The sequence below is a fragment of the Clostridium sp. genome, assembly GCF_036642255.1.
GTDB lineage: Bacteria > Bacillota > Clostridia > Clostridiales > Clostridiaceae > Clostridium_J.
The window spans coordinates 61925-86028 of the sequence record NZ_JAVWDJ010000011.1; the positions used below are offsets into that span (position 1 = coordinate 61925).

At 29.8% G+C, this 24104-nt stretch carries 21 protein-coding genes; 3 read left to right on the top strand and 18 right to left on the bottom strand.

Annotated elements, in window-relative coordinates; all coding sequences use genetic code 11:
- Window positions 1–8: 8 nt before the first annotated feature.
- Together RR409_RS08325 and RR409_RS08330 are read right to left on the bottom strand one after the other, a co-directional pair.
- Window positions 9–194 carry a DUF896 domain-containing protein gene (locus tag RR409_RS08325; RefSeq protein ID WP_332557278.1) on the bottom strand — a complete coding sequence of 62 codons (186 nt, stop codon included), beginning with the start codon at window positions 192–194 and terminating at the stop codon, window positions 9–11.
- Window positions 195–785: 591 nt separating this feature from the next.
- On the bottom strand, window positions 786–1178 hold the full coding sequence (locus tag RR409_RS08330; RefSeq protein ID WP_332557279.1) for a hypothetical protein: 393 nt from the start codon (window positions 1176–1178) through the stop codon (window positions 786–788).
- 195 nt (window positions 1179–1373) lie between these two features.
- Between RR409_RS08330 and rocF the strand changes: the two genes are divergently transcribed.
- Window positions 1374–2270, top strand: a complete 897-nt coding sequence (gene rocF, locus RR409_RS08335) for an arginase (RefSeq protein WP_332557280.1) — start codon at window positions 1374–1376, stop codon at window positions 2268–2270.
- Window positions 2271–2498: 228 nt separating this feature from the next.
- On the opposite strand, the gene RR409_RS08340 is transcribed toward rocF, so the two are convergent.
- The 16 genes from RR409_RS08340 to RR409_RS08415 all read right to left on the bottom strand — a co-directional run bounded on the left by RR409_RS08340 (window position 2499) and on the right by RR409_RS08415 (window position 20989).
- Window positions 2499–3674, bottom strand: a complete 1176-nt coding sequence (locus tag RR409_RS08340; RefSeq protein ID WP_332557281.1) for an FprA family A-type flavoprotein — start codon at window positions 3672–3674, stop codon at window positions 2499–2501.
- 105 nt (window positions 3675–3779) lie between these two features.
- The gene (gene helD / locus RR409_RS08345) at window positions 3780–6068 is read right to left on the bottom strand and encodes an RNA polymerase recycling motor HelD (RefSeq protein WP_332557282.1); all 2289 of its coding nucleotides are present in this window, start codon (window positions 6066–6068) and stop codon (window positions 3780–3782) included.
- A gap of 747 nt (window positions 6069–6815) precedes the next feature.
- Window positions 6816–7295 (bottom strand): peptide deformylase, encoded by a 480-nt coding sequence (gene def / locus RR409_RS08350; protein ID WP_332557283.1) that lies wholly within the window; start codon window positions 7293–7295, stop codon window positions 6816–6818.
- Between the two features lie 216 nt (window positions 7296–7511).
- Window positions 7512–8165 (bottom strand): V-type ATP synthase subunit D, encoded by a 654-nt coding sequence (locus tag RR409_RS08355; RefSeq protein WP_332557284.1) that lies wholly within the window; start codon window positions 8163–8165, stop codon window positions 7512–7514.
- A gap of 2 nt (window positions 8166–8167) precedes the next feature.
- On the bottom strand, window positions 8168–9550 hold the full coding sequence (locus RR409_RS08360; protein WP_332557285.1) for a V-type ATP synthase subunit B: 1383 nt from the start codon (window positions 9548–9550) through the stop codon (window positions 8168–8170).
- On the bottom strand, window positions 9543–11315 hold the full coding sequence (locus RR409_RS08365; RefSeq protein WP_332557286.1) for a V-type ATP synthase subunit A: 1773 nt from the start codon (window positions 11313–11315) through the stop codon (window positions 9543–9545). Before RR409_RS08365 ends, RR409_RS08360 begins: the two co-directional genes overlap by 8 nt.
- 17 nt (window positions 11316–11332) lie before the next feature.
- Window positions 11333–11641 carry a V-type ATP synthase subunit F gene (locus RR409_RS08370; protein WP_332557332.1) on the bottom strand — a complete coding sequence of 103 codons (309 nt, stop codon included), beginning with the start codon at window positions 11639–11641 and terminating at the stop codon, window positions 11333–11335.
- A complete protein-coding gene (locus RR409_RS08375; protein WP_332557287.1) occupies window positions 11634–12635 on the bottom strand; it encodes a V-type ATP synthase subunit C in 1002 nt (333 codons plus the stop codon). Before RR409_RS08375 ends, RR409_RS08370 begins: the two co-directional genes overlap by 8 nt.
- 14 nt (window positions 12636–12649) lie before the next feature.
- The gene (locus tag RR409_RS08380; protein WP_332557288.1) at window positions 12650–13255 is read right to left on the bottom strand and encodes a V-type ATP synthase subunit E; all 606 of its coding nucleotides are present in this window, start codon (window positions 13253–13255) and stop codon (window positions 12650–12652) included.
- Window positions 13256–13272: 17 nt separating this feature from the next.
- A complete protein-coding gene (locus tag RR409_RS08385) occupies window positions 13273–13746 on the bottom strand; it encodes a V-type ATP synthase subunit K (protein WP_332557289.1) in 474 nt (157 codons plus the stop codon).
- Between the two features lie 3 nt (window positions 13747–13749).
- On the bottom strand, window positions 13750–15726 hold the full coding sequence (locus RR409_RS08390) for a V-type ATP synthase subunit I (RefSeq protein ID WP_332557290.1): 1977 nt from the start codon (window positions 15724–15726) through the stop codon (window positions 13750–13752).
- The gene (locus RR409_RS08395; protein ID WP_332557291.1) at window positions 15713–16039 is read right to left on the bottom strand and encodes an ATPase; all 327 of its coding nucleotides are present in this window, start codon (window positions 16037–16039) and stop codon (window positions 15713–15715) included. Before RR409_RS08395 ends, RR409_RS08390 begins: the two co-directional genes overlap by 14 nt.
- A 500-nt stretch (window positions 16040–16539) precedes the next feature.
- Window positions 16540–18231: a DUF4080 domain-containing protein gene (locus tag RR409_RS08400; protein ID WP_332557292.1), complete on the bottom strand. Its 1692-nt coding sequence runs from the start codon at window positions 18229–18231 to the stop codon at window positions 16540–16542.
- 3 nt (window positions 18232–18234) lie between these two features.
- Window positions 18235–18738 (bottom strand): class I SAM-dependent methyltransferase, encoded by a 504-nt coding sequence (locus RR409_RS08405; protein ID WP_332557293.1) that lies wholly within the window; start codon window positions 18736–18738, stop codon window positions 18235–18237.
- A 58-nt stretch (window positions 18739–18796) separates the two neighbouring features.
- Window positions 18797–19504 carry a zinc dependent phospholipase C family protein gene (locus RR409_RS08410; protein ID WP_332557294.1) on the bottom strand — a complete coding sequence of 236 codons (708 nt, stop codon included), beginning with the start codon at window positions 19502–19504 and terminating at the stop codon, window positions 18797–18799.
- A gap of 177 nt (window positions 19505–19681) precedes the next feature.
- Window positions 19682–20989 carry a hypothetical protein gene (locus RR409_RS08415; RefSeq protein ID WP_332557295.1) on the bottom strand — a complete coding sequence of 436 codons (1308 nt, stop codon included), beginning with the start codon at window positions 20987–20989 and terminating at the stop codon, window positions 19682–19684.
- Between the two features lie 426 nt (window positions 20990–21415).
- Here RR409_RS08415 and RR409_RS08420 point away from each other — a divergent pair, with 426 nt between their 5' ends.
- Window positions 21416–22531, top strand: a complete 1116-nt coding sequence (locus tag RR409_RS08420) for an aminopeptidase (protein ID WP_332557296.1) — start codon at window positions 21416–21418, stop codon at window positions 22529–22531.
- A 59-nt stretch (window positions 22532–22590) separates the two neighbouring features.
- Window positions 22591–24090, top strand: a complete 1500-nt coding sequence (spoVB, locus tag RR409_RS08425) for a stage V sporulation protein B (protein ID WP_332557297.1) — start codon at window positions 22591–22593, stop codon at window positions 24088–24090.
- Window positions 24091–24104: the final 14 nt, after the last annotated feature.

Consider the following 24104-nt stretch of genomic DNA (forward strand, 5'->3'; position numbering starts at 1 on the left):
CACCTTCATTAATGTATTTTTTTTGGTGGGACTCTTTTTATTCCTTTTAACTGTTCCCTAAAATTTCTCTTTACATTATCTATATATCTTCTTCTAAGCTCTTCCTGCTCACTTTTTTCTTCTTCTGTAAGGCCTTCAGCTTGACTTTTTTTATATAGAAAATTAATTCTTTCAATCATTTCATCTAAATTCATGTTATCACCTTTCTTAATTCAGTTATTTTAATACTTCAATTTATTATTATTAATAAAATTTGTAAACATATATAACTATATACAATAATTTGTGGAAAAAATCAACTGTACGACATCTTTCCCCATTACCATATTATTCCATATGTTGAAACATCAGTTATTCACCGTAAAATTAATTGGTAATTATTGTAAATGCATTAAAGATTTCTTCGAATTTATATATAATTTGTAAAATAATACAATATTTTGACTAAAGAAAATATTTAACTTTTATTTTGTTATTTGTTAAACTTATATTATAAATATAAGTTTAGTGAGGAAAAATTATGATCTTAAAAATTCGTATATTAAAACATAAGATTAATTCCTTTAAAACACTACTTCATTTTTTATTATCTTTTAAAAAGCCTACTGATAGGATAGTTGTACTTTGTTCACAACATTTGGACCAATACATTGTTCAGTATCAAAAGCTACATAAAAAAGATAAAATAGGGGCATAATTAAAAATTTGTAACCAGAAGCTTAAATACTTTTATTATTTATGGAACTCTCTAAGAGAGTTCCATAGGAGTTATAGTTATCTCAGTTCTAATTATCTAAAATTATATCATTTAAATTAAAATTCATTTCACCTTTATAAAATGCTGCAATAAATTGAGTGAACTCATAATTTTCTTTTCTTAATTTATAAGAATCAAACTTATGCTGTAAATTTCGTTCTTCAGAAATTTCTTCCATAATATCCTCTACCTCATCACTGGCCATATCCTTTAAATAAGGTAAATAATATTTTTCATACCAAGTATCATCTTTTTTTTCCCCTTCATACTCTTCATTAGCATAACTTTCTGCACCCTCTAACTCTAAATCCTCGAAGTCATATTTAAATTTTACTATTAGAAGATCCTTATTTTGTTTTACTTCTTCTAAATCATACATTCCATTATTCTCTAATTCATTAAATATTTCTGATTTATTCAACTTTATTCCTCCAATGCTAAATTATAATTTTTATTATACTACATAGAAACTATTATTTCCTCGTATCATAATATTAACACAATCGTTATCATTTTTTGAATATTTTTAATTTACTGTATATTCAAAAACTACTTATAAAATTTACAATTATGTTATATAATTGCTTATCACATAATTACAAAGGAGGATTGCTAAATGAAAATAAACTTTATAGGAGTGCCACTTTTCTATGGTTGTGACAAAAAAGGGGCAAATTTAGGCCCTAACGATTTGCGACACAAAGGTGTAATAGAACTCCTTGAAAAAAATAATCATACCGTTTATGATTTAGGAAACTTACATGTTCCTGAAATTTTAGAATCTGATAAATTTGCTCACCATAATAAAATGAAGTATTTAAATTCTATAACTAAAGTTAATACTAATCTTGCTCATCAAGTTTATAGCAGCTTAGAATCAAAATCTTTCCCTTTAATAATTGGAGGAGATCATTCTTTAGGATTAGGTTCTATCTCTGGTGCTAGTAAATATCATGATAATCTAGCAGTGGTTTGGATAGATGCTCATGGAGATATAAATACCCATGATACTTCACCTAGTGGTAACGTGCATGGTATGCCTCTAGCCGCAGCTATGGGTGTTGGTCATAACTCATTAACTGATATTTATTTTCACGGACAAAAAGTAAAACCTGAAAATGTTTTTATATTGGGTGCTAGAGATTTAGATGAAGGCGAATTAAAATTAATTGATGATTTGAAATTAAATTTATTTACCACAGAAGATATCCGTAACTTAGGTTTGGAAGAAGTAATGAATAGGGTTCAAAAGACCTTAGCAAAAAATAAAATTGAAGCTATACACTTAAGTTATGATATTGATTCTCTTGATTCTGAATTAGTCCCAGGTACAGGTACCCCTGTAGCAGATGGATTAACAGTTGAAGAATGCAAATATATGTTTAAAATCCTATTTGGAACTAGATTAGTTAAATCCATGGATTTTGTTGAGTTAAATACTGAACTTGAAGAAGGTACAAGTACTATAAATGTTTGTATGGAATTAATCGATTATATTGCAAAGTATCTTTAAATTATTAAAACTGCATTTCAATGCATAAATATACTTATCAGTAATTTGTTATTATAAACTATGATGAGATATTATTATCATCTCTAGTGATTAAACTTAACCAATTTATCTATTATTTCATAAAAAAATTCTATTATAAAGTATATTATAATAGAATTTTTCTTTTTTGTCTAATTTTTTTGAATTAACTAAATTATGATATTATTTATAAATACATATTAACAGTGGTTATTTATGCATCTGAAGTAAGTTTTCTACAAAGGATTCAGCTGCTGTGAAGTCATTATCACTTGGAACAAAGTTAAACTTTAACCCATCATCCAACACTTTAAATTTTAGGTCTTTTAATCTAGAATTTAACATAGTAGGACCTTCCCCACTCCATCCATAAGATCCAAATGAACCTGCTATTTTTCCTCTATTTGTAATTGGGCTAACATGAGCTAATAAATTCCATGCTGGTTCTACTGCATCTTGGTTTATCGTTGGTGAACCAATTAATATCCCAGTTGATTTTTCAATAAGATTAATCATAGTTTCCATAGACATTGAAGTTATTTCATGTGCTTCAGCTCTAATTCCCTTTTCCTTGATTGTATTTGCTAAATACTTAGCCATGGCTTCTGTGTTTCCATAAGCTGAAATATAAAATATTTGAATATTTTTATCACTTGGTAACTCTTCTTTAGCCCATTGTCTATAAAGATTAAAATAGTACTCTAAATCATTTACATGAATCGGACCATGGCTTGGCGCTATAATATCTTTTTGTAAGTTTTCAATTTTGTTTAACCCAGCGTTAACAAATTTTTTGAATGGTCCCATAATTACTTCAAAGTAGTATTTCATCTCAGCTTCATAATCACCAGAACAAGAATCTGTTATGCAATTAGTTGGACAATAGTGACATCCCATAACATCACAAGTAAATAAAACATTGTCTTGTTTTACATAAGTAAACATTGTGTCTGGCCAATGAAGATTTGGAGCTGATATAAATTCTAAACTTTTGCTTCCTAAGTTTATTTCACCTTCAGCTAGTATATTATGAAAACTCATGTTTAAAATTGCCCCTAGGTATTTAATCGCTGCCCTAGAACCAATGACCTTTGCCTCAGGATAAACTTCCAATAGCTTACTTAGAGATCCACTATGATCAAGTTCTGTATGTTGAACTACAATGTAATCTACTTTCCTATCACCAATAATACCTTTAATATTCTCTAGATATGTATCAAAAAAACCATCTTTTACTGTATCAATAATAGCTACTTTTTCGTCATCAATTAAATATGAATTATATGTTGTACCTCTTTTTGTTTCCATTATTATATCGAAAACTCTTAACTCAGGATCCTCTACTCCAATCCAATAAATATTATTTTTTAATTCTACTGATTTCATTTATATAACCTCCAATTGAGAAATATTTTTCCAAGTTTCTTAACATTTACATTAATATTATATAATATATTTTACAACAAAGGAATAATAATTATTAATTACTTACTATTCTAATAATTTGCTTATAGAATTTTTGTAAGTTACATACTGAAGATGCAAGGCTCTTGTTAAAGATACATATAATAGCTTTTTATCTAAATCATTATCCTTATAATTTTCTTCGTTGCAGTCATAAATAATTGTAGCATCAAATTCAAGTCCTTTTGTCATATAACTTGGAATAATAAGCTTTTCCATACTTATATTATTTTCATTTTCACTAATTAAAACCCAATTAAATGAAGAACTCTTTCTTAATTGCTTGTGTAATTCCTGGCACTTCGAGTAAGTTTTGCAGATTATAGCCACAGAATGTTTATTGTGCATATGAACTTCATCTACTATTTTATCAATAATTTCTGCATCGCTGCTTTTTGAAGTAATATTTATTACTTCTGGAACCTTACCATGTCTCAATACAGGCACTGCAGGAATTAAATTTAAATTTTGTTTATCTAAAACTTTATTTGCAAACTCTATAATTTCCACTGTAGACCTATAGCTTTGTGAAAGTGCAATGTATGTAGCATCCTCATTAAAAACTTTTTTGATTAGCTTATCCCAAGATTCAATGCCTTTATAATTATATATACCTTGACCTAAATCACCAACTATAGTCATAGATTTATTCTTAGAAATTTCACCCAATAAATAAAGTTGAAAATAACTATAATCTTGAGCTTCATCGATTACGATATGCATATAATTTTCAACATTCATTCCTTCAAATCTAAGTTTTAAATAAGCTAGTGCAGTTAAATCATCGCTATCTATTATCTTTCTTTGTAAATTATTATTCAAATCTTCCTTAATATAATTGGCAAGATTCTCAGGTATCATACCATTTGTAATAACTCTAAAAGTTTCTTTATTGTTAAATAACTCAATATAGCAGGTATATAAATCTATTGTTTCCCACTTATCAAAAAATTCCTTTAATACTTTATTACTTGTGCTTTTTAATGACTTTTTCTTTTCGTCTCTTTCATCATAGGTTTTAATAATTTGTGCTCTTTTCTCTTGTTCATCTATATCCTTCTGAACTTTAATGTCCATTATTTTAAAATTATAATCTCTATCAATTAATCCTTCTATCTCTAATAACTTATCCTTTAGTTTTTGCTTAAAATATTTTTTTATTTCTTCTTTTCTCTTTTTTATAGGAAGATGTGCTAAATCTCTTATATAAAGTCTTTTTATTTCCCTTGCTGTAAAAAGAGAATAATTTTCAATCATTATATCTGTTAATTCAGTATCTTTTGCTTCTATATACTTAATATATCTGTCTAATATCGATTTAAAAAGCAATGAACCTTTTATCTTACTTGTAGCAGTAATATACTTCGTTTTTTCATGTGCTGAATGCTCCATTATTGTGCCTAGTTTTTCATCCTTTGTGATAACCTTATTTTTCATTTTTAGGATTTCTAGACAAAGTTCTTCATAGGTATTTTGCTTCACACTGTAAACCCCTAAGTTGGGTAATACATCAGAAATATAATCTAAAAATAATTTATTTGGTGCAACTACCAATATGTTCTGATTTTCAGCTTCATTGCCATAGGTATAAATGAGATATGCTAATCTATGTAGCGCTACAGTTGTTTTCCCTGAACCGGCGGAACCTTGTATTATTATTGGTTTGTTTTTGTATGCTCTTATTATTTCATTTTGCTCTTTCTGAATAGTAGCAACTACATCTTTAAGTTTTTTACTTATATTTTCCTCTAATGTTACTTTTAAAAACTCATCAACAAGTTCATTTCCTTCTGCAGAGGTTTTAACTATTAATTCATTAACACCCTCATCAAATATATCTACAAGGGTACCATCTTTAATTAGAAATTTTCTCTTAAGTGCGAGCTCTCCTTCTATAATTCCTATAGGTGAGGTATAATAAGCTTGTCCGAAAGTCCCTCCATAATATAAGTTAGCAATGGGTGCTCTCCAATCAATGACTACTTCTTCATTTTTCTCTTCATCATTTAAACCAAACTTTCCTATATAAAAACTATCCAAATCCCTACGTCTTTCTCTGAAATCAATTCTTGCAAAATAAGGTTGATTTTTAGCTTCTTCATATTTATGAAGACTTTTACTTGCAAAATCAAAAATTTTCTCAGTTAAAATCAAATCCTGATTGTAAGTGCCTCCTGAAGCTTTTTTAAAATCCGCTACTTTTTTTTCGTAATCTAAAACTTTGCTTTCAGTTTTATTTAATTCTTTCTTTATCCAGTCTTTAGTCTCAGAAAACTTAGTATGCTCTTTAATTGTATCACTCTGTTCAATAGACATATAAATTCACCTCATTCCAATTTTAGTAATTGTGTTTTATTGCAAGAATATTATAATAATATATTATAACAATAAAGTCTATAAAAAATAAACAATTTAATATTTATTGCCATTTCAAAAGAAAAAAAATGTAACTTTATTGCTATAATACGTATTTTAATTTGGTATAATATTTCTAACTACACATTTTGGTGTAGAATAAGTACTAAGTGAATATTTAGTTAAAGTTAGTATATTAGTAATTTTAAGGAGTTAATATGATAAATATTGAAAGTGACGCACTGAATTATCTACGAAAAAATAACTATGTAGTAGTCTTAAACGTGGTAAATACAAATTTGTGTTGAGGAATTAATCCGAGTAAAACCCCATGGATTGAGGTAAAATCAGCCTTTACTAATGATGGAAATTATCATTTATATGAATATGAAAATATAGTTATTTATGTAAATAAGGCTTTAAGGATTGACAACAATGCAGTAATTAGATTAAATAATAAAAGCTCTATTTTGGGAAACAAGCTCTGTTTTCATGGAATTTATCTAAATAAAAATCTATGATTATCTACAATCAGACCTTATTTCTTTTTGACATCATCATATGCTCTATTTAGTTCTAGATTTAATATCAACTAAATCTAGAACTAAACGAAAAAAATATAATTTTCACTGAATAAAAAAAGAGTAAGGCTACTACAGTAACTGTCCTTACTCTAAAATTATATAAACCTAAGAAAACTTGTTATTTCTAATCCTCATCATCCTCTTCAAGAACTTCATACATAGTTTCAGCTTTAGACATATATAGAACTCCATCTAAATGGTCAATTTCATGACAAAAAGCTCTTGCTAATAGTCCCTTAGCATTATAGGTCACCATTTTACCTTCTTCATTTAGACCTTCAACTACAACTCTTGTAGGTCTAACTACTTCACCTTCATAACCTATGTAACTTAAACATCCCTCGTAATCGCACTCACTACCACTAGTCTCAACAATCTCAGGATTTATAAGTATTATTGCATCTCCACCTACTCTTAAGTCAATTAATATTACCCTCTTTAATATTCCAATTTGTGGTGCTGCTAGACCTATTCCTGTTCCATCATATAATGTATCCTTTAAGTCTTTTATTATATCAAAAACCTCTTGGTTAATTTCTTTTATAGATTCACAGACTGCATTTAATTTGCTATCACCATATTGTAGTATTTCTTTTACTGCCATTGTAACTCCCCCTATTATATTTAATATAGTCTATTAATTTTGTAAAAGTATGATTCAACAAAATTAAACCTTATAAAATAAATTATATTATATTTTTTGTAGAAATAAAACTAATTTATTGTGTTATTGATAAGTTCATTTTATTCAAACTCTTCTAAAAACTTGTAGATTGTTTAAATATAGTATTCTAGAAGTCAAAAAAAGAACTGAGTATATTTACTCAGCTCTCACATTTTGTTTTTCCATCATATCTTTTACTTTCATTAGTCTTGTTAACGCACTTCTTTCATTTTCGTCAAGCTTCATTCTAATATATTTAATAGTTTCGTTTAGCTGTGGAATTGTCATATATTCAAGTGCATTAACTCTTCTTCTTGTCTTCTCAATCTCATCAGCCATTAATTGGCAAGACTTTTCAACTTCTGCAAGTTCTAGAAGCTTAGGTAGTATAGAGTACAGATAATTAATAGAATCATCTAACTCAGAAGAGGTGGTAGCAAAACCATAAGGGTAAATGCTACCTGGATCACTCTCTAATTTTCTTATAAACTTCATTACTGGAACATTAACACTCATGACGTTCTTTGTATCAACCTTAACAAAAATACTTTCTTTAGGATAAGCAATTGCTTCTTCAAGAAATTCAGGTGACATGGCAGCAGAAGCCATAACAAATTCCTTAAATGCTAATTGAAGTTTATCTTCTACATCATTTCTAAGTTTATTGTTATGTTTGATAAGATCTATAAATCTTCTCATAAGCTCATCTTGTTTATCTTTTAATAGTTTATGGCCTCTTGCTGCAGTTACCAACCTCTTTTTGAGCTTTGTAAGCTCCATTCTAGTAGGATTAACATTAAGCCTAGCCATTACTATTCATCCCCTCTTTGAGGTAGATATTTATCTAAATACTCATCTCTAATTCTCTTAAGCTCTGACTTAGGCAGTATAGTTAATAGCTCCCATCCTAGATTTAAAGTCTCTTCAATAGATCTATTTGCATTAAAACCTTGAGCTACATATTTTTTCTCAAATGCTTCTGCAAATTTTGCATATTGTTTATCTGCATCTGAAAGTGCTGATTCACCTAATATTACTGCTAACTCCTTAGCCTGCTTACCTTGTGCATAACCAGCGAATAATTGATTCATTGTATCTGCATGGTCTTCTCTTGTTTTGTTCTTTCCAATACCTTTGTCTTTTAATCTGGAAAGAGAAGGTAATACATCTATTGGAGGCATTATACCTTTTTTATACAATTCTCTGCTTAAGATGATTTGTCCTTCTGTAATATATCCAGTTAAGTCTGGAATTGGGTGAGTTTTATCATCCTCAGGCATAGTTAAAATTGGAATTTGTGTAATAGAGCCTTCAATGTCTTTAATTCTACCAGCTCTTTCATATAAGTTAGCTAGGTCAGTATATAAGTATCCTGGATAACCTCTTCTTCCTGGCACTTCTTTTCTCGCAGCAGAAACCTCACGAAGAGCTTCACAATAATTTGTTATATCTGTCATGATAACAAGTACATGCATACCTTTTTCATAAGCTAGATACTCTGCAGTGGTTAGTGCCATCCTTGGAGTTGCAATTCTTTCAATAGCTGGATCGTTAGCTAAGTTCATAAATAGAACGGTTCTGTCTATAGCTCCAGTTTTAGTAAAGTCATCAACGAAGAATTGTGCTTCTTCAAAAGTAATACCAATAGCAGCAAAAACAACAGCAAATTTTGAATCAGAGTTTAATACTCTCGATTGTCTTGCTATTTGAGCAGCTAGTTCAGCGTGTGGAAGTCCTGCACCTGAAAACACAGGAAGCTTTTGACCTCTAACTAGAGTATTTAGACCATCTATAGCTGAGATTCCTGTTTGAATAAACTCAGATGGATAGTTTCTAGCAACAGGATTTATTGGTTCCCCATTAATATCCATTCTTTTTTCTGGTATTATCTTAGGGCCTCCATCCTTTGGCCTTCCAAGTCCATCAAAAACTCTTCCTAACATATCTTCAGAAACGCCCAATTCAAGAGGTCTTCCAAGGAATGTAGCTTTTGTTCCCTTTAAGTTTATTCCAGATGAACCTTCAAAGAGCTGAACCATAGCCTTGTCTTCAGTTATTTCAAGAACTCTGCCTCTTCTTTTTTCTCCTGTTTGAAGTTCTATTTCAACAAGTTCATCATATTTTACATCCTTTACTTTTTCAACCACCATTAATGGTCCTACAACCTCAGAAACAGTTCTGTACTCTTTAAACATTTGCTACACCTCCCTCTAGAATTAATTTTTGAATTTCATTTTCTAATTCTTTATTTATTTCATCTATTTTATTGATTTCATCTTCTGAAATATATTTTGTTCTAGCAATTTTATCTCTTAGAGGAAGTTTTAATAGTTTATCAAAATAAACACCACTATCTAATGCCTTTGCACCTAACTTGTAGAAATTCACTACTACCTTAAGCATTTTATATTGCTTTTGAAGAGATGCATAAGTATCTATTTCGTGGAAAGCATTCTGCTGAAGGTAATCTTCTCTAATAGATTTTGCGGCTTCCAATTTAAGTCTATCTCCTTCTGAAAGTGCATCAATACCAACTAGACGAACTATTTCTTCAAGGCTTGATTCTTCTTGCAACAGTGTCATCGCTTCAATTCTTAAGTCATTCCAATCCTCAGCAACATTTTCATTCATCCACGAACCTATCTTATCTAAATATAATGAATATGAATTTAACCAATTAATTGCTGGAAAGTGTCTTCTATATGCTAAATTTGCATCCAATCCCCAAAACACCTTGGTTACTTTTTGTGTAGCTTGAGTAACTGGCTCAGAAAGGTCTCCTCCTGGTGGAGAAACTGCTCCAATAACTGTAAGTGCACCCTCTCTTTCATCTTCTCCTAAACATACTACTTTTCCGGCTCTTTCATAGAAGTCCGCAGCTCTTGATCCTAGGTATGCAGGATATCCTTCATCACCAGGCATTTCTTCAAGTCTTCCTGACATTTCTCTTAAAGCTTCCGCCCATCTTGAGGTTGAGTCAGCCATTATTGCTATAGAGTATCCCATATCTCTAAAAAACTCAGCTATGGTTATCCCAGTATAAATAGACGCCTCTCTTGCTGCAACAGGCATATTGGATGTATTAGCAATAAGTACAGTTCTCTTCATAAGAGACTCTCCAGTTTTAGGGTCTTTCAGTTCTGGAAACTCATTAAGTACATCTGTCATTTCATTGCCACGTTCGCCACAGCCAACATAAACAACTATTTCAGCATCTCCCCATTTAGCTAGCTGGTGCTGAACTACTGTCTTACCACTTCCAAATGGACCAGGTACACATGCTGTTCCACCCTTTGTTACAGGGAAAAATGTATCAATTACTCTTTGCCCAGTAGTAAGTGGTTCTGCTGGATTTAACTTTTGTTTATAAGGTCTTCCTTTTCTAACTGGCCATTTCTGCATTAAGGTTAACTCTTTTACTCCGTTAGACGTTTCAATTTCACAAACTACAGAATCAACTGTAAAGTCTCCAGATTTAATTTCTTTTACTGTTCCTTCTACACCAAAAGGAACCATTATCTTCTGGGTGATAATTGAAGTTTCCTTAACAGTTCCTATTGTGTAACCAGTTGATACCTTATCTCCAATAGCTACTGTAGGTACAAAACTCCATATTTTTTCTCTATCTAAAGGAAATACACTTACACCTTTAGTTAAGAAGTTGCCTGCCTTATCTTTAATGGCATTCAATGGTCTCTGAATCCCATCAAACATAGCTTCCATTAATCCTGGTCCAAGTTCAACACTTAATGGTTCTCCAGTAGTTACTACTGGATCTCCAGGTCCCAGTCCTGTGGTTTCTTCATAAACTTGAATTGAGGCTCTATCTCCCCTCATTTCAATTATTTCACCAATAAGACCTTTATCTCCAACTTTAACTACGTCATATATATTAGCTTCATCCATGTCCTTAGCTACAACTAAAGGACCCGAAACTTTTACTATTTTACCAATCTTCAAGCTTCTTACCTGCCTTTCTATAAGATATTAACTCCTACAGCCTTTTCAACATTATCACTAATTCTTTGTTTTCCAATATTTAAGCTTCCTTGATTGCTTGGTATTAAAATAATGGCTGGAATCATCTTTGTATTATATCTTTGTATTGTTTCTTCTAAATGCTGAGCTAGTTGTTCTGTTACAAATATAACTGCATAATTTTCAAAGGCCATTTTATCTATTGTTTTTCTTGATTCCTCAACATCAACCACAGGATAAACATCTATGCCTAGCGCTTTAAAGGCCAAAATGGAGTCCTTGTCGCCAACTACACCTATTTTATGCATATATTTCACGCAACCTTCCTTTAATTATTTCTGTTGGAACTTTATTTATTTTTCCAACTAAAATAATTCTAACGATTTTAATTTCATTTTCTTTTGCAATTATAAATGCAATAAGTGGCTCCGGTCCAAAATTTACTCTTTTAGCACTCTTTGCCTTATCTATAATATAATTGTCAAAAATAACTTCTATAGGGGAAAAGTTTCCCGTTCTGTTATAGTCTTCTAATATAGATGTCAATGCTTTAGTATACGATGATTTAGATACACTATTTATAAAGCTTTCTAAAGATTCATTAAGTCCATAAATAAATGTATTATTATTTATAGTTCCGCCTTCTATTAAGATATCTTCAAGGAATCTAGCATCTTTATTTTGCTTCTTAACTCTTAACATAGTTTTAATATTTGTAATATCAATAGATATCTTCACATACTCAATAATAAATTCTATTTCTGTGGCTAAAGCCCTCTGAAGCATATCTTTATACATATATTTATCTAATATGATATCAATATTTTGAGGATCTCTATCCATCGAAAAAATCGATTCAACTTTAGTCACAGCTTCTCTCATAAGGGGATTCAAAGCTTTGAATTCCCCTGAAAGTATAATTGTTTTTAAAGTATCTTCAGGAATAGTGCCAATAGGTATAAGAAGATTAGATAAGTCTTTGTCCCCACTCTTCCCCTTTTCAAGCACTTTGATATTATGGTAATCATATTTTAAACTCATAATATCAATTACTGATTTTTCAGGGGTAAGTTTATACATGGTTTCATACAAGTCTTTTAATTCTTGTCTTAGCATATTCTCATAGATATGAATATCTTTTACATTACTAATTTTTTCCCCATATTGAGTTTCTTGTAAAACTTTAAGAACTTCCTCTGGGGTTTCGCATTCTAATAGTCTTTCAATCTTAACTTTATCAAGGAGTCTTTTTTCAATAACTCTTAATCGAGCTACAGCATGGGTAAAATCCATTCTGTCCATTCGCGTTAACCTCCTTAGTTCTCATTAAATAATACGTTATTAACCCCATACTCAAGTTCATCTTTTAGTGAGGAAATCATAGATTTAAAGGAGTTATTTATTTCAATTCCACCTTTGGTTAAAATATACCCACCATTGATATTTCTAAGTTCGTTACTAAAACTTATGTTTCCTTTCTTTCCTAAAGTGATAAGTTGGTTATTTAAGTCAGTAAGAAAATCCTTTGGTAATTTAGCTTTGTCATCAATAGACATTATAATTTCTTCATCACCTTCAATATCAAGATTTAAAATAGAGTTTCTAACAAATTTTTGGAAAGTATCTAAATTCATTTTTGAAAGTTTTTCTTGGGCCTTATCAAAAACTTTTTCTATTATTTCTTGCTTTGCTGAAAGTTTTTCATTTCTAACTTCTAATTCAGCCTTAGAGAGCATACGATCTATAATGACCTTTGTTTCAACTATGGCGTTTTCAACCATATTTGAAGCCATTTTATTAGCAACTTCAATCTTTTTATTTATTATTTCAGTTTCTTTGATTTTGGCTTCATTTATTATATTTTCAGCTTTTACTTCTGCATCTTTTATAATTTTAGAAGTTAAGTTTTCTATGTTAGACATGTATCTCACATCCTTAATTAAAAGTTAGCACCTGTTACTAGTAGTAGGGACATAACGAACCCTAAAAGTGCATAAGTTTCTACCATTACTGTTAATATAATACCTTTTGTATTATGCTCTGGTCTTTTTGCAAGGATTTGTACTGCTGATGATGCGGTTCTAGCCTGAGAAATAGCTGATCTCCAGCATGCAATTGTTACAGGTAAGCAAGCTGCTAATAAATATAAACCATTAGCAAGTGATATGTCAGCAGTTAACTGAAGTGAAATTAATAATGCAATAACGAAACCGTAAAGACCTTGAGTACCAGGTAGTAATTGAAGAATTAACGCTTTTCCAAACTTTTCTGGTTCCTCAGTCAATAATCCTGATGCCGCTTCTCCTACCATACCAACACCTTTTGCCGATCCAATACCTGGTAAGGCTGCAGCTAGAGCTGCCCCTAGTGCTCCAAAAATAATACCACCATTTTGATTTAAAAATTCCATCATAATTTATTCCTCCCTATTTCCTGTTTTTAATATTTTATAGTATTGTGAATTAAATTTAAGTGGATTGAAAGCTTTTCCTCCACCTTCATAAAACTTTCCAAAGTATTCAAGGTATTGTAATCTGCATGTATGAACATAAGCACCTAAGGCATTAATAAGTAAATTAAATATATGTCCAAAAGCAAATACTACACCAGCAAAAACTATAGTAAACACTGATTTTCCTAACATTTCTACCATTATATTAAAAGCTGCCCCAATAAACCCAGTTGCAAGCCCTAAAGCAGCAAGCCTTGTATAGGATACTAAATCACCTACATAGCCAGTTATTCCATATAATGAGTAGATTCCAGTACCAAGTTTTGCACCAATTGTCTTTTCACCTCTGCCATGAGTAAGCACAATGAACACCATACCAATGATAGTTGCTATTCCTGCTACTTTAACGATTACAGGGCTAAGTCCAATAGCTTCTCCAGCTCCAAGAGCATCTACAGCCCAAAGAATTGAGCCAGTTAAAGTAATATACCAAAGTCCTACATCCCATAATGCTGAAAGTGGTTCCCCATCTCTTATTAAAATATAACCCTTTATTCCTAGGCCCACGAAGATTTGTATTAAGCCCATTGCAATAGACACTAACATAAGCAAACTTACATCACTATCAGGGGTCATCCAAAGTGGTGGTATTAGTACCATACCAAAGTAACTTCCAAAGAGTACTCCCCATATTACTGTGGATATGCTCAAGTAAAAGAACATTCTTACAGTTTTTCTCATTTCATCATCTAAATTGAAAGCTTTTAATGCAATGCCTGTAGCTAATAAAATAAGTAGTCCATACCCTGCATCTGATAACATCATTCCGAAGAACACAAGATAAAATGGTACAAATAATGGAGTTGGATCAATCTCTTTGTATCTAGGTGTGCTATACATTGCTGTTATAGGCTCAAAGGAAGATACAAATGTATTATTTTTAAGTAATGTTGGAACACCGTCTCCATCAGCTTCTGAGAACTCAATATAATATTCATTACCTAAGCTTTCTTTTAAAACTTCCATTAGTCCTTCATGATTTTCTGAAGGATAGAACCCACTCATTGCAACAACATTTTCACTTTTCAGAAAATTTTGTATAGTACTTATCCGATTTAGTTTATTTACATAATGTTCATAGGTAATTTTGAATTGATCTAGGTAAACAACATAACTCTTCATTTCATTAAGAATACTCTCAATGGTTCCTTTTAATCTAGATATCTCATCAGTATATTCACTTATAACTTTTCTTGGAATTTCCTCATAATTTAGATTTATTTTACTAAAGGAATACTTTTTTAATAGTTGGTTAGCCTCGTCTTCATCATCTTTATGAAAAACCATGAAAACATTTGCTTCTCTCGATGTATCACTAATAACCTCAAAATAGTAACCTTTAAAATTATTTTGTAATTCTACTTTTAAGGAATCCATAAATACCTGTGGTAAAACCCCTAAAAGATTTACAGTGCTTTTTAAGTTGTTAGCCTCAGAAATTGAAATATCTAAATTACTCCAAGGAGTTAATTCTTCAATATTACTGGAAAGTTTTGATATTGCATTTTTCAATTTTGCAATTTCATTATCCTTATCTTTCAGTCTCCCATAAATTTCTTTCCAATTCCACTGCTCATTAATACCTTCGATGGTTTCGTAATTCAATGATTTTTTTCCTTGTTTTAAACTCTTTAACATGCCTATTTTGTCACTATAGTTACTTAAAAGCTCTATTGCAAATTTAACTTTTGTAATTTCACCTTCGATTTCTGTTATTTCATTGCTTTCATTGTCCCTTTTAAGTTCATTGAATTCTTTTTCATTATCTTCTGAAAGGTCTGAAAATTCAACGTTTGCAAAGGCTTGTAATTTTTTAAGCAAAGAATGTTTTTGAGATTCAAAGGCTAAAAGTGTAAACTTATTCATTTTAACTATTGCCATTGAAGTTCACTATCCTCTCAATTACTAAATTTACAGCCAAATCTATTTTTTCTTCAGGTATATTGATTATTTTTTCAACAACTTCCTTGCCCATATTCAAAATAGGTTCAGCTTTAGTCTTCCCTTCAATTAAAGCTCTTTCTTTAATTTCCTTAATTTTTACTGTGGTCTGTTGTAAAATTTCCTTATACTGATCTTCTGCCTGAATTTCAGCTTGTTTAATAATTTCTTTGCTATTTGTAATAGCTTTTTCAATAATCTCATTAGCTTTTTTTTCTGTTTCTTTGATTTTATTGATTGCTTCTGATGCCAAAGTATCACCACCTTCATTTTGTGTTTGTAATATACTTACATTAAGTGGTGTATAGTACCACTTAATGTAAAATAATTAACTCCTTAAATTGTTGTATTACATCTATTATATCAAAGTTTTAAATTAATGCAATACTGTTAATTTTTCCACCTTGCGTTAATAATCCGTTTTCATTGTTAACACTATGTTCATCTATGTTGAATTTCATAATGTAGATACGTAAAAATTTAACTATTTTAATTTTTACATTTCTTTTTTCGTTTATTGAAAATGTCTATGTAATTCATAGTTTTTCAGACGTGTTCAACTTTCTGTAGGATATTCTACATAAATAATTACATCACATAAAGAAACAGAACTTTATCTGTTTAAAATCTCATTAAAAGCATAAACTCACTTATAGATAAATTTCACTATAGAGTAAGAATCTTTTAAAATAAACATTATTTCATTACGGTAACCTATGTTACCAAAGGAACATAATAGATCTTTTACTAATTCTATACAAATATATATTTATCCTCTTTATTAAAGAAACCAATGTAATTATTTTCCTCTCGAATCATCCCTTCACAGATTAATTCTTTAATTTTAAAATTAAATTTATGAATTGTTATATCACTTGTATTTCCAATTAAATTCTTTCCTAACATCTCTTCTTTAATCATTCTTTCTTCCTTTTTATCTATTTCATTATGAAGAAATAAAGGAAGTCCTTTTTTCTTATTAAATCTCAAATAGTCAAATTTAATAATATCTTTTAATAGTAATAAATCATCAAAGTTATTTTTCTCTGCAAACTCTATAAAAATCTCATAATAATCTACAAAAGAAATATTTCTTTTAAAATATCCCTTTTCTTCATACAGCTTTGATAATTGAAGATAAAAGTCAAATGGTGTCTCAAAACAATCTTTAGTTAGAAAATACTCAAGTATATTATTAAACTTTCCACTATTTAAATATTTATCTACCATATGTTCAATTTTTCTCAAAATAGTCAGTTCATCATAAGATATATCCTTAGTCTTTATAATTTCATATGGTGGATAGGGTGAACAAATCATTCCCCACAACGCTGCTTCTTCCTTCATAGTAGTTCCCTTTATAATCTTTAAAAACCCTAATTGAAGTTCATCTGGGTTTATTTCATAGACTTCATTGAAAGAACGTTTAAAAGACTCAAAGTTTTCACCTGGAAGCCCTGCAATTAAATCTAGGTGTTGTTTCACAGTTTTAATTCTATTTAATTCCTCTACATTCTTCTTAATGTCTGAAAATCCTATTACTCTATTAATGCTTTTAAGTACTTCTTTATTTGTGCTTTGCACTCCAATTTCGAACTGTATGCTATTCGGTTTAGCCTTTGACAGGATATCAAAAGCTTCTCTAGTAAGTAAATCTGCTGAAATTTCGAAGTGAAAGCTACTATCCCCACCTTGTTCAACTAAATAACTCCATATATCATTAGCAAAATCTCTATTACAATTAAAGGTTCTATCTACGAATTTTACAAGATTTACACCTTTTTTCACTAGGAATGAAATTTCTTCTTTAACTCTGGTTGGATTCAAAAATCTTACCCCATTAGTTGTTGAAGACAAGCAATATTTACAGTTAAAAGGGCACCCCCTAGATGCCTCATAATACACAATTTTATTATTCAAATCATCATCATCAGTATAAGGAAATACAATATCATTCATATTCATTAATGGTCTTTTTCCACCATAAATTATATGATTCTCATCTTTTGAGTACAGTCCTTTTATTAATCCATAACTTACATCCTCGTTATGTACAGTTTCTTTTATTTTTCCTTGGATAAATTCCCTATAGGTTTCCTCTCCTTCACCTTCTATAACGTATTCACCTAAATTATTTTTTAGAAATTCTGGTGCGTCAAAGCTAGATTCTGGTCCTCCATATAATATTTCAATATCTGGATCAATTAATTTAATCAAGGTACTAACTCTTTTAATAAATTCAATATTCCATATATAACATGAAAAACCTAGTATACTAGGTTTTTCAGCTATAATATCATCAACCACTCTTTCTGGCCTATCATTAATTGAGAATTCCATAAGGTGACATAGGTAATCTAAATCTTTCGTAAAAGCCTTCAAATATCTTATAGGCAAATTACTATGAACAAATTTAGAATTTATCCCTACTAAAACTACTTTCATATTTTAACTTCCTCTCTTTTTGCAAACTATACTAAAAATATCATCTGAATGCTTCGCATCTAAAACTTCAAAGGAATCTTTTAATATATTCATTATTTTTTCTTTTGAATTATTTGTAAATGGATTACTACAATTTATTTTTAAATTCTTTAGAGACTTATCTGGTAATGATACTTTTACGTTTGTTTTCAGGGATTTTAAAGGTTTCTTATCAACATCCCATATATACATGTACCCATTTTCTCTTAAACACTGATTAATATTCTTTAGTAACTTTTTCTTTTTGTTTAAATTAAAAATATTATGCAGTGAAAAAAACAATACACAAGCATCGTAGTACTCACTCTTCAAGATTTCATTATCTTCTTTTCCTTCTAAATAGTCAACATCTAAATCTTCGTCATAATATTTATAAACATTATAAATTATCCCACTATTATCCAATCCTACATCTAACACATTTCCTCTGAAAATTTCTTTCTCTAAACTTATAAAAACATTATTCATCTTCTCACCTCTTGGAATATATTACCAATTATTTCTACAAAGAGATGGAAATTCCTTCCTAATTATATAAATTTTGAATTTTTTTATAAAACATTAGAAGATACCCGGCCGTGGTTTGGTTAGCTCTTAAAAGTATTTTTTCAGTTATTCTAGCAAACCGTTCTTCTTTATTTTTTAAGTTTTGAAATTTTTTTTCAGTAGTAACCGCATACTTTGTATTTTCTAGAATAAAATCCTCTGGTTTATCAAACTCTATTATCCCATGCTTTATCTTATGTTTATAACCAGATGTAACTTCACTAATAACATAACTTTCAAATCCTTTATGATTTCTCAGCTTTCTTTTTGCGTGAGCTGGTACAGTGGCATCTTGAATAAGATGGCAGGATGCTCCTAAAAAAAATAGAGACTTTTCATATTCTTGATTTTTTGCGTAGCATATAGCTGTTTTATAATATTTTACACATTCTGCAGAAGCATTAGAAAATCCGTAAAGGCCATCTCCTTCTTCATGATGATAAAAATGATTTGTGCTTTTAAAATCAGAATCTGCCCATACTACACCTTTATTTAATGATTCAGCGTATTTTTTAAAAAATTCATATTCTTTATAATAACCATCATTTTTGAGTATATCTAACGCTTCTAAGTTAATAAATTTATGAACTAAACAATCCGTTCTTTTAACTTTCTTCTTGATAGGGTTAACCATGTACAAAAATACCTTCATTGTATTACTATAAGTATGCTCTATTCTATTTCTCATAATTTCACCTTCGTTTTTTTATTTTATTTTTGTTACGTTATATTCTTCAGTATATTTCTACAATTTTAAGCTACTTATTTTTTGAATATATTGTAGGCTGCAATTAATATTTATCATTAATTTAACTTCCATTCAAGATTATTGAACAATTTGTAGAAATAACTACTAACTATTCAATTATTTACTCTGTTTCTTTAAAAGTAGCAATATTATAGAAATTATAAACGTGATTGTCAAAACCAACAAACTAATATATAGATTGTTTCTCATATAGCTTGAAGTATCTCCATCTTTGAAACTTGCACTATATAATATACCTTCATTATTCTCTAATATAATTAATTGATCATTTACCATTTTCATGGATGCAATATTACTTTTCTCTCCTAAGTCGATAAAATCCTTTGAGGTTTCTTTTATTGTATAACTTAAAATCTTATTATTATTTTTATCATAAAAATATATCTTATCCTTATTTCCTAATATTCCTTTAGAATCTATACATAACGGTCCCAATGTTGAAACATCATCATGTTGATAAACTGGTGCTGGCGGATTATTCGTAGGATGTTTCTCTAGCAAAAAAGAATTAGTATCGTTTTTTGCATCAGCAAACCGTGGCGAAGTTACTGGGTCCCCACCAGAAAAGTCTGGAAATCCATGCCAAACTTCTTTTTTTATATCGTATATATAGTCACTATCATTTAATACTGGTCTAAATCCTCTATTTTCTATTCCACCAACTGTAGCATAAAGTTTTCCCTCGCTAGAAAAATCTAGTCCATTAATGTTCCTAATTCCCCATGCGAAGGTTTCATAAGCCTTTGTGTTTAGATTATATATAATAACACTTGAGGTTCCTATTTTATTTCCTTCAATTGTTTGACCTTTAATATTTGAAGTATTGTTAGGTACAAAAGCTCCAGTATTGCTTGGACCGAAATTTATACCCTGTAAGGTAATCTTCTTAGGTGTAACATCATGGTGGTTAGGATAATCTTTTAACCAAGTATTATCTTCTCCAACTATGCCTGAATTTGTAGCTGCCCCCACGGTAATAAAGAGATATTCCCCTCTAGCCCTAATAAGAGTTTTGGTGTAATCCCCATAATTTGGAATACCACTCATACATTCTATTTGTTCTTTACTATTTATATTATAAGCAATTATCTTATCCTTAGTTGCAATATATAAATTATTATTAAAGTACTCTAAACTTCCAATATTAAAATCATTATCTTGAAGCAATACATAACTTTTTCCATTCTCTTCAATAACAACTATTTTGTCCTTAAAGGCAATATAATAATTGTTTTTTTCATCTTTTATAAAATCAACAGCACTTTCTAAACCTTTATACTTTAATTCAACTTTTACATCTTTATCATTGCAAGTGATACTGTATTGTTTATTATTTTTATTTGTAAAAAAAATTATAGATATTGAAAAAAATATTAATATTATCCATCCAATCGCTCTTTTCATAACTTCCTCCATTTATATTTTTCTTATTTTATATATATTTAAAACAAATAAAATATAGAATTACTACTTTAATTTATTCTCTTTAAAACAAAACTTCTAGGGATGTTATTCTATATAAGAAAGTTATTATTAGTTAAAATAATAGTTAAATAAAGTAAAATATTGTTAAAATAATTAAAAATTTCTAAACTTATTTTAATATTATTTACCAAAATGAAATAACCTGATATTATATTCTCAAGGATACATATACTAATAGTAGTTTCATAACTTATAATAACTTCTATGCAGATTTCATAATCTGCAAGAGTATTGTAAAAGTTTAGTTTACTGCTATAGAGCTTAACATGTTCTATATAGCTTTGTAAATTTTACATGTTACATATATTATTTAAAATTAACATTAATATTGAAGGAGGAATTATTTTGAAAGATCCAAGAATCATAACATTAGCAAAAAATTTAATTAATTATTCCTGCAGCTTAAAGAAAGGTGAAAAGGTTCTCATTGAAGCGATAGGTCTTGAAACCCCTTTAGTTACTGAACTGGTGAAACAAGCTTATGAAGTAGGTGCAATTCCTTTTGTTACTATTAAGGACAAAGAAGTTGATAGAGCGCTTCTTATGGGCTGTACTCAAGAACAAATGGAAATGATGGCAAAATATGAAGCAGCAAGAATGTCTGATATGGATGCTTATATTGGTATCAGAGCTGGTAACAACATAACTGAACATGCAGATGTTCCTTCAGAAAACATGTCTACATATTCTAAATATCTTTGGGCTCCAGTACACGGTGGTATTAGAGTACCAAAAACAAGATGGGTTGTTTTAAGATATCCTAACTACGCTATGGCTCAGTCTGCAAATATGAGTACTGAAGGTTTTGAAGATTTTTATTTTAATGTATGTAATTTAGACTATAGCAAAATGTCAAAAGCTATGGATAGCTTAGTTAATCTAATGGAAAGAACAGATAAGGTACAGATTAAGGGAGAAGGTACAGACTTAACTTTTTCTATTAAAGGTATAAATGCTATAAAATGTGCAGGTGAGCTAAATATTCCTGATGGTGAAGTATATACTGCTCCTGTTAAAGATTCTGTAAATGGTCATATTAGTTATAATGCACCAGCTGTATACCAAGGTTATACTTATGAAAACATAAGACTTGAATTTGAATCAGGTAAAATCATCAATGCAACAGCAAATAATACAGAAAAGATTAATAGCATATTTAACACCGATGACGGTGCAAGATATGTTGGTGAATTTGCAATCGGAGTAAACCCATATATCTTAACTCCAATGAAAGACACATTATTTGATGAAAAAATCGCAGGCTCTATTCACTTTACTCCAGGTAGTTCTTATGATGATGCTTTTAATGGCAACAAATCTGCTGTACACTGGGACTTAGTATACATTCAAAGACCTGAATACGGTGGCGGAGAAATTTACTTCGATGATGTATTAATAAGAAAAGATGGATTATTCGTTATTGACGAGCTAAAATGCCTAAACCCTGAAAACTTAAAATAGTAGAATAATAGTTAAAACCCTCACATAAGTATTAATATATTACTTTTGTGGGGGTTTTTATGGGTAAAGATACTTTTTATAGAGATACCTTAGTGCTGACCATATCTAATTTAGCAATGGGTATTTTACGTTTTATGTTTTCTATTATTTTATCTAGGCAACTTGGACCTGAAGGTGTGGGGTTATATGGCTTAATCATGCCTATTTTTGATTTATTCACTTGTCTCGTTTGCGGCGGACTTGTAGCAGCTTTATCAAAGGAAACTTCATCTTATTATGGGACAAACCACTATGGAAACTTGAATAAAAGTGTTCATGCAACATTTATGTTTACCCTTATATGGTCTGTATTAATTACTATTATTATATTTTTAATTTCACCATTAGTTAGTAATTATATAATTAGAGATAATCGCTCACTTTATTCTCTATGGATAATATGTCCTGCACTAATATTTATTGCACTTTCTTCTGTTTATAAGGGATATTTTTATGGAGTTTCAGAGGTGATCACACCATCTGTAATTGACATCGTAGAAAAAGCTGTAAGGATGTTTATAATGGTTGGAGTAATTAATTATTTTGCATTTAAGGATATTAAATCTACTGTGGCTGCTACATACTTCTCTTTTACTATAGGAGAAATTATTAGTTTTACGTTTCTATATATTTTTTACAAAAGAAGCAAAAGGAAGTTTAAACCCTCTGGAGAAAAGTGCGAGAATAACCCTCAATTACTATTTAATGTACTTATTATGGCATTGCCTTTGGCGGTTAATGGATTGCTTTCTACTGCAATTTATAGTGTGTCAACCTTATTAGTTCCAGTGAGATTAGTAGCAGCTGGTTTTGATCATGCTACCGCCTTAGAACTTATAGGGAAGTTTAATGGGATGGCCTTAGCGATTATTTTCTTTCCAATTGTTGTAGTAGCTTCAATGTCCACTGTGTTAATACCTGATATATCAAAAAGTATAACTCAAAAGGATTATAAAAATGTTGAAATTAGAGTAAGTGAAGTAATAAAGATGTGTTTTCTATTAGGTGTTTCTACATTGCTTATTTGTTATATTATTCCGAATTCTCTAGGAGAATTATTCTTTAATCGTACAGATTTAGGAGAATATATCAAAATTGCTGCTATATGTGCACCTTTTTTATATGCTACCTCATGTACCTATGGAATATTAAATGGGCTTGGAAAACAAAAGGTTATACTTATAAATTCAATAGTTATATCTCTTATCCAGCTAGCATTGATATTTGTTTTGATTGGTATCCCTAGTATCAACATAATGGGTTATGGTATATCTATGGCCGTATCTGGCCTTATTGGACTCGTTATGAACTTATATGAAATCTCCAAAGTGGTTTCTTTAAGATTTCCCTTAGGAGAATTTTTAATAATGTCTCTTCTCACAGCATTAATTGGAATATCAATAAGTGTATTAAATGTATTCATTCCTAATAACATCTTCCTTCTAAAGAACATTATAATAATTTCAGTAGGTTTCTCTTTATTTATAATATCCACTTTTTTAGTAAGAAAGTCTTCATAATCAGTTAGTTAGTA

Excerpts from the sequence above, each read along its gene's own strand:
- RR409_RS08325 (WP_332557278.1), bottom strand. The coding sequence starts at position 194 with ATGAATTTAGATGAAATGATTGAAAGAATTAATTTTCTATATAAAAAA.
- rocF (WP_332557280.1), top strand. The coding sequence starts at position 1,374 with ATGAAAATAAACTTTATAGGAGTGCCACTTTTCTATGGTTGTGACAAA.
- RR409_RS08340 (WP_332557281.1), bottom strand. The coding sequence starts at position 3,674 with ATGAAATCAGTAGAATTAAAAAATAATATTTATTGGATTGGAGTAGAG.
- helD (WP_332557282.1), bottom strand. The coding sequence starts at position 6,068 with ATGTCTATTGAACAGAGTGATACAATTAAAGAGCATACTAAGTTTTCT.
- def (WP_332557283.1), bottom strand. The coding sequence starts at position 7,295 with ATGGCAGTAAAAGAAATACTACAATATGGTGATAGCAAATTAAATGCA.
- RR409_RS08355 (WP_332557284.1), bottom strand. The coding sequence starts at position 8,165 with ATGGCTAGGCTTAATGTTAATCCTACTAGAATGGAGCTTACAAAGCTC.
- RR409_RS08360 (WP_332557285.1), bottom strand. The coding sequence starts at position 9,550 with ATGTTTAAAGAGTACAGAACTGTTTCTGAGGTTGTAGGACCATTAATG.
- RR409_RS08370 (WP_332557332.1), bottom strand. The coding sequence starts at position 11,641 with ATGCATAAAATAGGTGTAGTTGGCGACAAGGACTCCATTTTGGCCTTT.
- RR409_RS08375 (WP_332557287.1), bottom strand. The coding sequence starts at position 12,635 with ATGGACAGAATGGATTTTACCCATGCTGTAGCTCGATTAAGAGTTATT.
- RR409_RS08380 (WP_332557288.1), bottom strand. The coding sequence starts at position 13,255 with ATGTCTAACATAGAAAACTTAACTTCTAAAATTATAAAAGATGCAGAA.
- RR409_RS08385 (WP_332557289.1), bottom strand. The coding sequence starts at position 13,746 with ATGATGGAATTTTTAAATCAAAATGGTGGTATTATTTTTGGAGCACTA.
- RR409_RS08390 (WP_332557290.1), bottom strand. The coding sequence starts at position 15,726 with ATGGCAATAGTTAAAATGAATAAGTTTACACTTTTAGCCTTTGAATCT.
- RR409_RS08400 (WP_332557292.1), bottom strand. The coding sequence starts at position 18,231 with ATGAAAGTAGTTTTAGTAGGGATAAATTCTAAATTTGTTCATAGTAAT.
- RR409_RS08405 (WP_332557293.1), bottom strand. The coding sequence starts at position 18,738 with ATGAATAATGTTTTTATAAGTTTAGAGAAAGAAATTTTCAGAGGAAAT.
- RR409_RS08410 (WP_332557294.1), bottom strand. The coding sequence starts at position 19,504 with ATGAGAAATAGAATAGAGCATACTTATAGTAATACAATGAAGGTATTT.
- RR409_RS08415 (WP_332557295.1), bottom strand. The coding sequence starts at position 20,989 with ATGAAAAGAGCGATTGGATGGATAATATTAATATTTTTTTCAATATCT.
- spoVB (WP_332557297.1), top strand. The coding sequence starts at position 22,591 with ATGGGTAAAGATACTTTTTATAGAGATACCTTAGTGCTGACCATATCT.